This window comes from Pseudomonas sp. GX19020, assembly GCF_023371075.1.
Classification (GTDB): Bacteria; Pseudomonadota; Alphaproteobacteria; order Rhodobacterales; family Rhodobacteraceae; genus Pseudogemmobacter.
Genome location: NZ_JAMCCR010000002.1, coordinates 1 through 14,569 on the forward strand (window position 1 = coordinate 1; position 14,569 = coordinate 14,569).

At 66.1% G+C, this 14,569-nt stretch carries 12 protein-coding genes; 7 read left to right on the forward strand and 5 right to left on the reverse strand.

Annotated elements, in window-relative coordinates:
- The coding region (locus M3484_RS04650; RefSeq protein ID WP_249495942.1) for a hypothetical protein at nt 1-276 on the reverse strand (276 nt) is incomplete at its 3' end.
- Nucleotides 277-550: 274 nt separating this feature from the next.
- Between M3484_RS04650 and M3484_RS04655 the strand changes: the two genes are divergently transcribed.
- Nucleotides 551-1,705: an alkane 1-monooxygenase gene (locus M3484_RS04655; protein WP_249495943.1), complete on the forward strand. Its 1,155-nt coding sequence runs from the start codon at nt 551-553 to the stop codon at nt 1,703-1,705.
- Between the two features lie 15 nt (nt 1,706-1,720).
- On the opposite strand, the gene M3484_RS04660 is transcribed toward M3484_RS04655, so the two are convergent.
- Nucleotides 1,721-3,835: a caspase family protein gene (locus tag M3484_RS04660; RefSeq protein ID WP_249495944.1), complete on the reverse strand. Its 2,115-nt coding sequence runs from the start codon at nt 3,833-3,835 to the stop codon at nt 1,721-1,723.
- Nucleotides 3,836-3,862: 27 nt separating this feature from the next.
- On the reverse strand, nt 3,863-4,501 hold the full coding sequence (locus tag M3484_RS04665; protein ID WP_249495945.1) for a hypothetical protein: 639 nt from the start codon (nt 4,499-4,501) through the stop codon (nt 3,863-3,865).
- A 165-nt stretch (nt 4,502-4,666) separates the two neighbouring features.
- Between M3484_RS04665 and M3484_RS04670 the strand changes: the two genes are divergently transcribed.
- The 5 genes from M3484_RS04670 (at nt 4,667) to M3484_RS04690 (ending at nt 11,470) form a co-directional block, all read left to right on the forward strand.
- Complete coding sequence (locus M3484_RS04670; RefSeq protein ID WP_249495946.1) at nt 4,667-6,085, forward strand: trypsin-like peptidase domain-containing protein; 1,419 nt, start codon at nt 4,667-4,669, stop codon at nt 6,083-6,085.
- Nucleotides 6,086-6,092: 7 nt separating this feature from the next.
- Nucleotides 6,093-6,803, forward strand: coding sequence for a response regulator transcription factor (locus M3484_RS04675; protein ID WP_249495947.1), 711 nt, complete (start codon nt 6,093-6,095; stop codon nt 6,801-6,803).
- Nucleotides 6,793-8,187: a sensor histidine kinase gene (locus M3484_RS23765; RefSeq protein ID WP_249495948.1), complete on the forward strand. Its 1,395-nt coding sequence runs from the start codon at nt 6,793-6,795 to the stop codon at nt 8,185-8,187. The genes M3484_RS04675 and M3484_RS23765 overlap by 11 nt, the downstream gene beginning before the upstream one ends.
- 115 nt (nt 8,188-8,302) lie before the next feature.
- Entirely contained in the window at nt 8,303-10,330 is a 2,028-nt protein-coding gene (locus M3484_RS04685) for a caspase family protein (RefSeq protein ID WP_249495949.1), read from the forward strand.
- 45 nt (nt 10,331-10,375) lie between these two features.
- Nucleotides 10,376-11,470, forward strand: a complete 1,095-nt coding sequence (locus M3484_RS04690; RefSeq protein WP_249495950.1) for a serine protease — start codon at nt 10,376-10,378, stop codon at nt 11,468-11,470.
- Nucleotides 11,471-11,569: 99 nt separating this feature from the next.
- Here the strand turns inward: M3484_RS04690 and M3484_RS04695 are convergent, their stop codons facing one another.
- On the reverse strand, nt 11,570-12,286 hold the full coding sequence (locus M3484_RS04695; RefSeq protein ID WP_249495951.1) for a hypothetical protein: 717 nt from the start codon (nt 12,284-12,286) through the stop codon (nt 11,570-11,572).
- 95 nt (nt 12,287-12,381) lie between these two features.
- Nucleotides 12,382-13,089 carry a hypothetical protein gene (locus tag M3484_RS04700; protein WP_249495952.1) on the reverse strand — a complete coding sequence of 236 codons (708 nt, stop codon included), beginning with the start codon at nt 13,087-13,089 and terminating at the stop codon, nt 12,382-12,384.
- 137 nt (nt 13,090-13,226) lie between these two features.
- Here M3484_RS04700 and M3484_RS04705 point away from each other — a divergent pair, with 137 nt between their 5' ends.
- Nucleotides 13,227-14,564 carry an RNA polymerase factor sigma-54 gene (locus tag M3484_RS04705; protein ID WP_249495953.1) on the forward strand — a complete coding sequence of 446 codons (1,338 nt, stop codon included), beginning with the start codon at nt 13,227-13,229 and terminating at the stop codon, nt 14,562-14,564.
- Nucleotides 14,565-14,569: the final 5 nt, after the last annotated feature.

The window sequence follows — 14,569 nt, forward strand, 5'->3', positions numbered from 1 at the left end:
CCCCCCCCCCCTGCCCCCCCGGGGACATCCTGCCCGACCACAGCGCCCGCCGATGCCGACTGGCAGATGGCTGGCGAAATCCGCCATACCTTCACCCATTTCCATCTCATCCTGCGCGTCATGATCGCCCGTTCCGACATCAATCCCCACAAAGGCGAGTTCTTTGCCGCGCATGACTTCAACCCCGACAGTCTGCCAACCGTCTTTCGCAAGGCTTTCGACCTCGGCGCCGCCGGACTGGCCGGAAGTGACTGATGACGGGGTCAGACGCCGCATGGCGAGGCCTCCGCCGCCGTGATGCCGATCACCGCAGGCTGCTCGCTTTTCACCCCGGAACGGGTGGCATCTTCTGCCGCAAAATCCGGAACGGAAAAGTGAAGGGCGCGGCCTCTGACCTGCAGGTCACAACGAACATCTGCCGCGCCTCCTCCGGCTTCCGCAAAATGGCCTTCACTCTGAGCGAGGGCTCCGCACAGCCATATCAGTCCATTTCGTCGCGTTGATCCGCGACCACTCCGGCGTTACCATCCGCCGCGACCGGAGGACGATCATGGCGCAGCTCTCACCCGAAACCCTGGCCAGCCCCGCGCAAGCGCTGCCCTTCTGGCTTTCTCTCGGCACCCTGCCCGTCGCGGTCGCCGGCCTCACCTGGGGCGGGCTCTGGGTGCTGGCCCTCCCCGCTTATTGCTGGATCCTGTTCCCCGCCCTCGACGCCGCTCTGGGCCTGAACAAGGACAATGCGGACCCCGACACCCAGGATGACCAGCTTAAGGTCTATACGCTGCTGACACTGATCTGGGTACCGATCCAGCTTGCAACCCTCTGCGTCACCCTCTGGTATCTGCCGCGCAGCGCCATGACCGGCTGGGAGAAAGCCGGCATGATCTTTGGCATGGGTGTCATGGCCGGCACCATCGGGCTGAATTACGCACATGAACTCCTCCACCAGAAACCGAATACCGAGCGCCTTGCCGCAGATCTCCTCCTTGCCTCGGTGCTGCATTCGCATTTCCGCTCTGAACATATGCGCGTGCATCACCTCTATGTCGGCACGCCGCGCGACACCGTCACCGCCCGCTATAACGAAGGCTTCCACCGTTTCTTCCCCCGGGTGCTGATCGGCCAGCGCCGTTCGGCCTTTGCCTCGGAAACGGCGATGCTGGCGCGCAAGAACCTGCCCTGGTGGCACCGGACGAACCCGTTCTGGCGCTATTGGGCATTTCAGGCCGCTTTCCTCGCGCTCGCGCTGGCGCTTGGCGGCCGGGAAGGTCTCGTGATCTTCGTGGCCCAGGCCCTGATCGCACAATGGCAGCTGGAACTGGTGAATTATGTCGAACATTACGGCCTGACCCGACGTCATCTGGGCGAGGGGCGCTATGAACATGCCCTCCCGCGCCATTCCTGGAATGCGGCGCACAGGGCCACGAACTGGCTCCTGATCAACCTTCAGCGCCATTCGGATCACCACTATAAACCCGACCGGCGCTTCCCGCTGTTGCAGAATTACGAGGAAGACGAGGCGCCGCAGCTGCCCTACGGCTATCCGGTGATGACCAGCCTCGCGATGATCCCGCCCTTGTGGAAACGCGCGATGAACCCGCGGGTGCGTGCCTGGCGTAAACAGTTCTACCCCGATATCAGCGACTGGAAGCCCTATAACAAGGCAAAGAACCCGATGCCGAAAGGCGCGCCGCCCAGGACCTGATCACGCGGCCCCCGATTAATCCGCTCTGGTGCGCAGTTCGACCTGAAGGATCGCCGGCGCCGGGCCGGACACCGCGCTGTCATCGCTCAGCGCAATCGCACCCCGTGTGCCCTGACCGAACCCCGCCTCATAAAGCGAGCCGGCAAAGCCGCCACCCAGGCTGGTGCTGCGCACGGCATCCTGGGCGAGCCAGCTCAGATCCTCGACCTTGCTATGGGTTGCCGCCGGCGTCATCACCACGATCATCCGCTCTTGCCCCATACTCTCTCCTCCGATCGCGAAAAGCCCCTTTTTGAGCTCTTCGCCAGGATGCAGCCGCCCGGCATAAAAGTGCGTGATCGAGTAATCGGCGCCGATATAGAGCACATTCACATCGACCGGCTGGTCCATATTGTTCCTGGCCAGAACATGGACCTCGTCATTGGTCACCAGTTCCGGCACCGGCACCAGGGGCAAACCGCGCAGGGTCGGGTGATCGGCATTGCGGGTCAGAAGCTCGACCTGAACATCAAGTGCCCCCGGCCCGTTCGCCGGCCCAAGTGCCGCGCCAAGCTTCATCAGGTTCACCGCCTTGGCGATTGCGGTCAGTTTTTCCTGCAGATTGCCGGCAAGGTCACCCTGCGTCACACCGGCGGTTTCCACCTTCGGCGCCTGGATCCCGCTTTCGGCAAGCCCGGTGCCGGGCAGAATCCAGAGCGCATCCGGCGTCGCGCTGTCCGGGAGCACCGCCAGTGCCAGATCGGCCTCGGATCCCGCCTTCACAAAGTTCAGGCGCGGGCCCGCGATCTCGCGCAGATCTTCCATTGCGGCAGCCAGGGCCAGCGCCGGGGCCGAACCCTCGGGCGGCAGCGCCACGGTCAGCGAAAAATCCAGCGCTGTCTCTTTGCGCCGCAACCAGACCCCCTCAGGCAGCTCGCCCGCGAAGGCCCCGGTCGTCGCACTGAACGTATCTGCAGAAGTCACCTGAACCAGCCCGAGCGCTTTGTCGCTGCCATCGGCAGCGGATGCCATAACGGCCAGCTCGGTCCCGACGGCGAGCCCATGCAGCGTACCGGCATTCAGCGTGAAACCTGCATCCGTCGCCACAGCCGGCCATTGCGAGACCCGCGGCCGCGCCTCGCCGCCAAAGACCACACGGTCCAGATCGCCTTCGAACAAGGGCGTCGATTTCGCGGTGCCACGCAGCGCATATTTGCGCAGAACTTCCTGCGCGACCTGACCGTAAGTGGCACCGGGATATTCCGCGAGCGTCTCGAACAGGGTGAAGGTGAAAACGCCCTGTGACTTGCGGTCCGGGGCGCCGCGCGGCAGCCGCATCTCGGGCGTCATCTCGGTGCTTTGCGCGGCGTAAAAGGCCACCAGACCGCCAGGCTCCACGCCTTCAGCCGCCACAGTTGCCTCCTTCGGCTGGAAGGAAACCCCGCCCCCGGTGCCATTGGCCGCAGCCCCGCTGCCGACACCACGGTTCGCAACCTCTGCCATAGCTGACGCCCGGTCGACCGCCGCGTCGATCATCTCATCCGTGATCCCCAGCGCGGCGGGCTCAAGCTGGCGCATCACCACATCGTCTTCGGTCTCGATGGCGCGGGTGGCGGTGCCGGAATGACAGCTGTCGAGCACGATCCACACATCGGCCCCCTTCGCGCGCAACCCGTCGAGCAGCTGGCCGATCTCATCATCGACCAGCGCATTTTCGACCGTGCCGACCGTGTTGTTCCAGCTGCCGATATCGACCGGCAAGAACAGCTCGTCGAGGCCATCTGGCTCAGATTCCGGATCCAGCGCCGGGGCGCGGGTGCCGTGACCCGAAAGGTGGAGATAGATGAAATCACCCGGCTGCGCCTTTGCGGTCAGATCGGCAAAAGCCGCGCGGATATTGCCCAAAGTCGCCGGATCGGCGCCCTCTTTATCGGTCAGAACCGTGACATTTTCCGCCTCAAACGGCACCGGCGCCTCGGTCAGAAGGTAATTCGCCACCAGCTCCATATCGTTTTTCGGCCCCTTCAGGGACCAGCGTTTTTCGATATTCTGATAATCGCTCGCCCCGATCAGGAGCGCATAATTCTCGCGCGCCAGCGCCGGAAAGGCGATCAGCCCGAGCGCCGTGGTCAGAAGAAACCTGCGGATCATGTCCTGCCCTTTCTGGCGTATATTCAGTCAGTTGGTCATCAGCGCGAACCCGGTATCACGCGTGCCGGAATTCACGATGACCAGAGTGAAGCTGCCATCCGCCGCCGGGGTCCAGCCACAATAGGCCACATGGGTGGGATCCGTGTCGGCACAGACCTCGCGGCCCTCGGAATCGAGAATGGTGATGTTGAGATCAAGGCCCGGTTCGGCCTCGGCATAGACTTCGGCATATTCGCCACCCCGGAACAACAGATCCGGCAACCGGGTTTCCGCGCCTCCCTCCAGCGCGCCGATCCGGTAGACCGGGCCATGGATGACGCCCTTCCAGCTTTGTGCGGTGATATCCTCGGCCAGATCCCTGAGCGGGTCGCCGGCATCGGTCAGCGTGACCGCCTTTGCGATCATCGCCTCCCATCCGAGCGGGGCGAAGGCGGGCGCTGCCCCCTCGGGCGCCGGTTCCAGCGGTTGCATATCGACCGATTTGCGCAATTGCGCGGCCGCAAGGATCAGGAGCGGATCCTGGTCCGCCACCCCCCTGGCGTAAAGCTCGGCCGACAGCGCCGCCTGGCGCAGGGGGCCCGGGCCTTCGGCCTTTGCCTCAGAGGCCAGCAGGGCGATCATGACAGAACTGGCCAGCCGGGCGGCGATACGGGCGGAAAGGGTCATGTTCTTTGCTCTGGTCACGGGGCTGTTTCGGATTGCGGCAGGATGGGGTGATGGATGCGGGCTGTAAACGCACAATCTCCGGATGACGGGCTTTGTCATGTGACCCCGGGCGGCCCGGCGGGCTAACCTGCCGGTACCGTTGAGAATGAGCCGGAGACTATAAGAATGCGCTTCGATAAAAGGGTCCGGAACAGGGCCTGGCCCGGATTTGCGGCCCCGCTGCTTGCCGCCATCCTCGCTGTTCAGACCGTGCAAATGGTCGGGGTTTCCACCGCAGCGCAGGCCGAGACCGTTCCGCTCGCCTCAGCGCCTTCCCGCGCCGCAACCGATCTGGCGATGGATCAGGTTCTGGTGGTGCGCAGCGCGGATCGCGAGGATGGCTTTCTCGGCTCGGCCTTTATCTGGGCAGGCGTCGCGGATATCGCCGTAACCAATGCCCATGTGGTGGGCACGGCGGAAGAGGTGCGCGTCACCGACCGGCAGGGCAATGTGGTGATCGCCACGGTGATCGGCCGCGACAGCACCCGCGATGTCGCCATCCTGCAGCTGGAGCCGGGGCTTTCCGGCCCGGATGGTGCCGCGCTGACCGGCATCGGGATCTCAGACGCGCCCCCCCTGCCAGGGCTTGAGGTCTATGCGCTTGGCGCGCCGCTCGGAGCGGAATTCACCCTGACGCGGGGCATGGTCTCGGCCATGGCACGCCAGATCGACCTCGCGGTGCCCCTGATGTTCCTCCAACATGATGCGGCGGTGAATCCAGGATCATCGGGCGGTCCGCTGGTCGATGCAGCGGGGCGGCTTATGGGTATGAACAGCCGCATCGCCGATGGCAGCCGCATGTTTGTCGGCATCGCCTATGCGATTTCCGGCAGCGATCTGCGCCGCATCGTCGACGGGCTGATCGACGAAAGCCTGCTGCCCTTCCCCAAGCTCGGCCTGAATGCGCGGCCGATGGAGCGCAGGCTTGCCGATACGCTGGGGGTACCAGCCGAAGGGCTGCTGGTCGATGCTGTAAGCCCTGGCGGGCTGGCCGCAAGCGCAGGCATCCTTGCCGGTGACATCATTCTGTCGGTCAATGGCACGAAGCTGCAAAATCCCGGCGATTTCGCCTTCCTGCTTGATGCGGTGCTGGCGGGGGGCTCTGCCGGCATCACCCTGTCCCGCGCGGGCGAAAACCTGACCCTGGTGCTGGATTTCAGCGCCGCCGCGCCCGAGCCCGGCCTGATCGGCCTCACCTTGCGCGGGCCCGAAGACGCGTCCCCGGCCCCCGAGCGCATCCGCAGCTATCGTCTCGCGGCGCTTGGTGTGGTGCAGGGCGAAGACGGCCGGGTCTCGGATCTGACAATCAACTCCCCCGCCGCGCTCGCGGGCCTCGCCAAGGGCGACCGCATCCGGGCCGTGAATGGTGCCGCAATGGACGGGGCCGGGCTGGACGCGCTGGAAATCACCGCCGCCACGCTCTTGCTGGTCGAGGCGCCGGACGGGGTCACGCGGCATCTCTGGCTTGATCCCTGGGGCACTGCGGCAGGGCCGCGTGCCATCGGCGGCGCGAATGTGCTTGACCCGGCGGTTGTGGTGTTCTGAATCTGCAATGACCATGACCGACCGCATTCTGATCATCGAGGACGACCCCGAAATCGCCGCCGCTGTGGCCACAGAGGTGCGCGCGCTTGGCTGCGAGCCCAGCCATCGTGATACCCTCGCGGGCGGCCTCGCCGAGGCCACCAGCGGAGACTACCGGGTGATCGTGCTCGACCGGATGCTGCCTGGCGGCGACGGGGTTGACGCCATGGCGCAGATCCGCGCCGGAGGGTCGCGCGCGATGATCCTGGTGCTTTCGGCGCTTGGCCGCGCGGCAGAGCGGGTCGAGGGGCTTGAAATGGGCGCCGATGACTATCTGCCGAAACCCTATGAGCCCGAGGAGCTCCGCGCCCGGCTGCGCGCGCTGCTCAGGCGCGGCACGATCCAGGTCGCGGATAATGACCTTATGGCCTTTGGCGATCTGGAAATCCGGCTGAAGGCGCGCACCGTACATGTGCGGCGTAGCCATGTGCCGGTCTCGCCGCGCGAATTCGCGCTGCTCACCTTTTTCGCGCAGAATGCCGGCCATGTCGTCACCCGGATGCAGCTGCTGGAGACCGTCTGGAACCTGCATTTCGACCCTGGCACCAATGTCGTTGACGTGCATGTCGGGCGGCTGCGGCGCAAACTGGAAGAGGCCGGTGCCCATGTAATCCGCTCGGTCCGGGGCGAAGGCTATCTGTTTGCGCAGCCCGTGGCCGGAGATACCGGTGGCGGCTGATCCGGGGCCGCACCCGGTATTCTGGCGTCCGATGTTCAGGCGTCCGGTGTTCAGGGCCCGTGCCACGCTGCGACTGGCCGGCCTGATGGCGGCTGCGGTCGCGGTGCTGTCGCTGGGTGCGATGGCGCTGCAATACCGGCTGGTGGCGACCAGGCTGACCGAGGCGCAAAAAGAACTCCTCTCCGCCGATCTCAGCGGTCTTGGCGCGCTTTATGACCAGCGCCGCATCATCGCGCTGCGCCAGGCGATCGACTATCGCGCCGCCTCGGGCGGGCAGGAACTCCTGCTGCTGACGGACCGTCATGGCCGGATCCTCGCCGGAACCGAAGACCGCTGGCCCGCCGATGTGGCACCGCAAGGTGCGGGTTTTGACCTTTCCACCCCGCAGGAGATCACCCGGGGCACGGGCCGCTGGCTGGTGGTGGCGCGTGAATTGCCCGGCGGTTTCGGCCTTCTGGCCGGACGCCCGCTGGCCCCGGTCGACGCGACGCTGGCGTCGCTGCGGCAGGGGATGATCGGGCTGGCCCTCGCGCTGCTGATCGCGGCGGCGCTGGTGGGCTGGATCGCGGCGCGCCAGGTGATGGGGCGGATCGGACGGCTGAACCGACTCGCGGATCAGGTCGCGGCCGGGGATCTCGAAGCCCGCCTGCCCGGCCCGCGCATGGCGGATGAGTTCGGTCTTCTGGAAACCCATATGCATCTGATGCTGGACCGGATCGAAAGCCTGAACCGCGCGACGCATCGCCTCTCGGACACCATTGCGCATGAGATGCGCACGCCGCTGAACCGAATGGCGGCCAGGCTCTCGGCCATCGAGGGCCAGGAAGATACTGTCAGCCAGCTGCGCGAAGAAATGCGGGGCGCGATCCGGATCTTCGACGCGCTTCTCGACATCTCGCGCGCCGAGGCGGATCAGGGCTCCGGCGGTGGCCTGCTGCCGGTTAATCTCTCTTCCCTCGCGGAAGGGGTCTGGGAACTGTACGAAGCGGCCGCCGAAGAAAAGGGCCTGATCCCGGCGGCGGATATCGCCGCTGACCTGATGGTGCTGGGGGATCGCACGCTGATCTCGCAGATGCTGGCCAATCTGCTGGATAACGCGATCAAATATTGCGCCCCGGGCGACCGGCTGAGCCTGACCCTCACCCCCGGCCCTCTGCATCTGCTCGAGATCGCCGACAGCGGCCCCGGCCTGCCCGACGGTATGGGCGAGGACGTCTTCGAACGCTTTACCCGTGCCGATCGTGACCGCGGGATCAGGGGCCATGGCCTGGGCCTTGCCCTGGTTCGCGCGATCGCCATGCGCCACGGCGCAAAACTCTCTTTGCCTGCAACCGGCAAAGGCCTGACGCTTCGCCTCGAATGGCAGCCCCTCGCCCCCGGCTGAGGCCGGATGCCTCCGGCCGGCGGCAGGGCTGTGCCCCCCGGCCTGCACCACAGACCAGAGGTGACAAATGCCGTCATCCCGCGCTGGCCTCTTGCCCGGTGCCGGAAGTCCAGGCATGTTTTCGCGCATGAAACCGCAGCTCACATATGCCCTGACCGCCAGCCTCCTGTTCTGGAGCACAACGCTCCACGCGGACACCCGGGCCGTGCTGATCGGGGTTGGCGATTATGAGTATCTGGATGCCGATCTGAAAGGGCCGCCCAATGACGTGCGGCTGATGGCCGAAGTGCTGAGCGGCCGCGGCATCGCGCCGGAGGCCATGTCCATCCTGACCACCGATCCGGCCAATCTTCCCGCGGGCGCCACCATCGCCGCACCAACCCGTGCGGGGATATTCGCCGCGCTCGACAAGGCCGCGACCGATGCCGCGCCAGGCGATACGCTGGTCTTCTATTTTTCCGGTCACGGCTCCCAGGCGCCCGATCTGAACGGCGACGAGGGCGGCGGCTATGATGAGATCTTCCTGCCGACGGATGCAAAGAACTGGCAGGGAGAGATCGGCATGGTGGAAAACGCCATCATTGATGACGAGCTGAACCTCTGGGCCCGGGCCCTGCTTGCACGCGATGTAAAGCTGGTCGGCATTATCGACGCCTGCCATTCGGCCACCGGCTTTCGCGCTATCGATCCCGATCCGGCAGCAGGCGTTGCGCGTTCGTTGCCCCCCGATGCGCTTGGCATTCCCGATGACCTGCCGCCGGTACCGTTCACCGGCGCGGCAGAGCTGTCCGGCGATTTCGTCTTTCTCTACTCCTCGCAATCGGATGAAAGATCATTTGAATATCCGCTGGGCGATACCGGGATCTGGCATGGCGAGTTCACCCTGCGCCTCGCGCAGGTTCTGGCCAGCGCCGAGGATGCGACCTGGCAGCAGGTGCTGGCCGCCACCTCGGATGCGATGATCCAGGGCGTGGCGCGGCAACTCCCCGATGCCGAGGGCTCGCTTTTGCAGGAACGGGTCTTTGGCGAAGGCGCCGGCACCGCGCGCTACCGCATCACCGGATCCGTGTTGCAGGCGGGCCTTCTGCAGGGCTTTGCCGAGGGGGGCGAGATCGTGCTTTTCGCATCCGGCGCCGGGGGCGAGAGCATCGGCTCCGTGACGCTCGGCAAGGTCGGCGCGCGCGAGGCGAAGATCAGCGACCCGCTGCCGCAGGTCGCGAAAGGCGCGACACTCTGGGCCGCGCCCGGCAGGCTTCCCGATCCTGTGCCGCTGACTCTGGCGGACCTCGTGCGCGCGGATCCCGAAGACGGGCTGGATTATGGCCCCTGGGATGCGGCTGTCGCCGCCGCGCCAAGACCGGTGCCGGGTGCAGCGCCGGATCTGGTGCCGGTCCTGACGGACGGGCTGCTGGCTCTTGCCGGCCCCGATGCGGTGCTTGACGCACGCGGGCCCGGCACGTCACCGCGCGTTGTGGTCACCGGGGGCGAAACCGAGGCGGATGCCCTGGAGCGCGTGCTTTCAACCATGGCCCATGCGACACGGTTGCGCGACGTGCTGGCCCAGGCCGCCGGGCGCGGCTTTACAAAGACCGAGGTGATCTCCGTCGCGATCGAGCGCCGCCCCGGCACCGAAATCACCGACCCGGTGCAAGGTGCCTCCTGCAGCGGCAAGGCGGGGGCAGGTGTGGCGCATGACCCGGCACAGGGGGTGAATGGCTGCGACCAGCTCTGGCTCACGCTGACCAACCGTTCGGGAAAGGCGCAGGATGTCACGGTGCTTTACCTCGCCTCCGATATGGAGGTGCTGCCGATCTGGCCTTCACAGAACATCGTGAACCGCATCGCCCCGGGCGAGGCCGCGCGGGTCGGGCTGCAGATCGATCCGGTGAGCCATGCCGGGGTCGAGGAGATCTGGATCCTGGCCGTCCCGATGAACGAGAGCCATGCGCTGCGCACCGATCTGACACCACTTGCCAGCGCAACGCTGCGCGGTACGGCTGAGGGCGGCAGCGACGCCGCGCTCTGGCTGGAAAGCCAGATCGCACCGAAAGACGAGACCTCGATGCGCGGCTTTTCCACCAAACCCGCCGATCTGACGATGATCCGCCAGATCGTGCGGCTGAACCCGACCAATTCCGAATAGATGGCCATCACGGCCCCAGCCCAGTTCCGCAGAAGGATCAAAGAGATGACCTCCCGCTTCATGCCTGCCACCGTTGTCAGGCCGCTTTCCGCCCTGGTGCTTTTGTGCAGTGTCACCGGCATGGCCCTGGCGGAAAGCCCCGCCGTCACCCCGGGCTTCGGCGCAAAGACCAGCGCCGCCGACAGCTCGCCCTACAGCTTTGCCGCCTCGGGCGCCAAGGCCGAGCGCGGCGAGAAAGCCGCGAAAGCAGAGCCCTCGGGGGCGAAAGTGGTCGGCGGCCAGCCCGCAGCCGACGGCGCCTGGCCCTGGCAGGTCGCTTTCCTGCTCGGCGGCCAGCCGATCAGCACTGACAGCCAGTTCTGCGGCGGATCCATGGTGATGGATCGCTGGGTGCTGACCGCCGCCCATTGCGTCCATATGGCCGATGATGCCGGCAATGGCGCCGATCTGAAGCCCGGCGATTTCGACATTCTTGTCGGCACCAATCTGCTGGATGGCAGCGGCGACCGGGTGCCGGTCGAGGCGGTTTTCACCTACCCGTCCTATTCGGTGAATGATTTCGATTATGACATCGCGCTGGTCAAACTCGCACGCAAACCGCAGGGCCCGTATAAGACGGTCGAGGTGCCGGATGCCACTTATGGCGATATCCTGCGCGAGCCGGGGATCACCACGGTCGTCACCGGCTGGGGGCTTCAGGCGGGCGCAGTGCCCTCGTCACAGCTGATGCAGGCGCAGATCCAGATGCTGGACCGCGAATTGTGCAACCAGGTTCTGCTGGAGGGTCGCGCCGAAGAGGCTGTCGAGGGCTTTGCCTTTGCCGTCAACCTGATGGATGTGCCGGAAGAGAAAGCCTATGCGCTCTGGGATGAGATCATGGCTGCCGCCCCGATGCCGATGAGCGAGAATATGATCTGTTCGGGCACCTTTGAGGGCGGCAAAAGCTCGTGCAATGGCGACAGCGGCGGGCCGCTGGTGGTGCCACTGGACAATGGAAAATACATCCAGGCCGGGATTGTCAGCTGGGGTCTCAGCGATGCGTCCGGCCATGGCTGCCCGGAAATGGCACAGTTTTCGGCCTATACCGATGTATCGCGCTTTGTGCCCTGGCTGAATGAGGTCATCACCGCCAATCCCTGACCGGGATCCGCCCGGCCGCAATCGCCCGCACCGCACCACCAAAACCCCCGGATCCGGAATGGCGTCCGGGGGTTTCTGGTTTCGGCGCAGGCGCGCGGCTCAGTTGGTCACAAGGTCATAAGCCGCCGCAGCCGTGCCTTTGTTTTCGACCGCAACAAAGAAGAACCCATCCCAGGCGGGCACGAAATCGCAATAAAGCCTGTCTTCCTGGCCGCCTTCATAGCAGATGACATTGCCATTCTCATCGGTGACCACGATGTCGAGATCGGATGTTCCGCTGCCCAGCACCGCCAGTTCGGCAGTGGCGCCGCCGTCAAAGGGGATCTCCCAGCTGTCGGTCCGCCCCGCCAGAAGGCTGACGCGTTGCGAAAAGGCGCCCCCGATGCGGCCCCTGCCGGTCGCGCTCTGTGCATCCAGGATCACGTCAGTCAGGAATTCATCCTGCCCCGCCAGTATCAGCGCGAGGTCGAACATCGCCGCCGCATCGACAGGTGCGTCAACAGGCTCTGCACCGGCCGCGCCCTCACCGCTGATGCTGCGTCTGAAATCCCTGCCGGGCGCAACCTCTGCCGAGGCGGCCAGACGGGCACCCGCCAGCACGGTCAGCGCATCCCCATGCGCCCGGCCAAGTACAAAAAGCTCATGCGCCAGCGCGAGCGTCGCCACGGCGCCCGTCGCGCCATTTGCCCCCTGGGTGATATTCGGCCCCTTCGCCTCTTCGGCGGCCAGCGGACCGGCTGCCTGACCGGCGATGAGCACCGCAACAAACAGCCCCGCAGCAAGGCGACGGGGTGCGGAACAGGCAGGGAAAGACATGGCGGCTCCTCGTCAGGGGTCGTTCAGGCAGTGTCGCAGCCAGGCAGGGGTTTGGGAAGCCAGGCAGCGGTGACAAATGCGCTTATCCGCGCCCGTCAGTTGGCGACCAGCAGATAGGCCCCGGCCCGCGCCGTCGAGCCACCCGCAGGATTGGCGATCACCACCTCATAAAAGCCATTCTCGGCCGGGGTAAAGCTACAGACACCGGCGGCAACGGGCCGCATCGGGCAAAGGATGCCGCCCGCGCCATCCTCGACCGCCCAGAGCAATGTGCCTGCCGCACCCGGATCGCTCTGGGACGCATCGCTGTCTGTGCCCGTGGCGAAGACAGCGATCTCGGCGAGGCTTTGCCCGGCAAAGGGCAGCATCCAGCGATCCTCGTGCCCGGGTTTCAGCTCTGCCGCCACCTGGCTGACCCCACCACGCAGCACCGGCGGCGATAATTCATAAAGCAGATCGCTGAGCGCCTCGTCTTCTTCGGCCATCAGCAATGCGCCCGACCATGCCGCGCCGGAGGTCAGCAGATCGGGCGTCGCCCGCAGGCGCGCCTTGCCTGCGTCCTGCAGTACCGGCCCGGAATATTTACCACTTTGCTTTTCCCAATGGCGCGCCCCGCGCTGGCGGATCGTCGTCGCAAGTCGCGCCGCGACCGCCATGCCCAAAGCATCGCCCTGCCCCTCGGCCTGATCATAAAGCCTGAGCGCCAGCGCAAGCGTGGCCACCGGGCCCGGAGCCTTTGCCTCGCCTTCAGCATGCGCGGGGGCGGAACAGAAAAGGATCAGGGCCAGAGACGCGCGGAACATGGGACACAGCAGGCAAAGGGGCATTGCCCGGTCAATCCTGGCGCAAAGCGCGGCGAGAGAGAAGCCGCAAAGCGATCACCGGCACCTGGCCCTCTTTGCCGATTGAAGTGCCGCCCGCACCCCGGCAAAGTCGCGCCATGAAACAGCGCAACCGCATCACCATCGCCCAGAAACAGCGCCTGTCGCTGAACCTGTCCCTGGTCAGCGCGATCTCGATGCTGAAATCGGATGCGGGCTCGCTTGGCGACTGGCTCGAGGATATGGCCGCGCAAAACCCGCAATTGCAGCTGGTTCCTCCGCCGGCGCTGCCCGTGATCTGGGCGCCGCGCTGGCATGATGCGCTGTCGCGGCAATCGCGGGCGGGTGGCGGGACAGAGGCGCTGGCCGCCCCCGCGCCGGGGTTGCAGGCCCATGTCGCGGCGGGCGTGGCACTGATGCGGCTGGCGCCTGCCGAAATGCCGCTGGCGCTGGCGCTGTGTTCGGCGCTGGAACCTAGCGGCTGGCTCGGGCCGCCGCTGAGCCGCATCGCCCGCGATACCGGCAGTACACCGGCGGCGCTTGAAGCGGTGCTGCTTAAGCTCCAGGCGATGGAACCCGCCGGGCTTTTTGCGCGCAACCTTGCGGAATGCCTGAGCCTCCAGGCCCACGACACAGGGGAGCTCGACCCGGTCATGCAGGCGGTGCTGGCCAATCTGACGCTGGTCGCGGCCGGCAATCTGGAGGCGCTGGCGGTAAAGACCGGCGCAACGACCGAGGAAATCGCGCGCCGCATCCGCATGTTGCGCAGCTATGACCCGAAGCCCGGCGCGCGGTTTCAGCCCGGCTCCGCACCGGTGGCCGAACCGGACCTCGTGCTGCGCGAGGGATCTTCGGGGCCGGAACTCAGCCTGAACCATTCGGCGCTGCCTTCGATCCGGCTGCAGCCCACAACAGGAGCGGGCGACCGCGCTGCCGCGCGCGAGGTGATCCGCCTTGTGGAAAGCCGCAACAATTCGCTGTTGCGCATCGGGACCGAGATCCTGCGCCGCCAGCCGCTGGTGGCGAAACAGGGGCTGCGCGCGCTTTCCCCCATGACCATGAGCGAGGTGGCGGCAAGCCTTGGCCTGCATCAGAGCACGGTAAGCCGGCTTGTCCAGGGCACCACGGTCGATACCGGCAGCGGGGTCTATTGGCTGCGCGCGATGTTTTCCCCCGCCGTGCGCAAGGGGGGGCCGGCAGGGGCGGCGATGCGCGATGCGCTGACGCAGATGATCACGGCGGAAGACCCGGTCGCGCCCCTGACCGATGCCGCGCTGGCCGAAGCCCTGGCCGGTGCCGGCGCGCCCCTGGCCCGGCGCACCATCGCCAAATACCGCGAGCAGCTGGGCATCCCCCCTGCCTCCCGGCGCAAACAGGCGGCGAAACTGTCATCCGCGACGCGAAAGCGAGCGGAAAACGTCGTTTCCGGGGATGACCCGCCTTGCCCGCCGCAGTAGCAAGA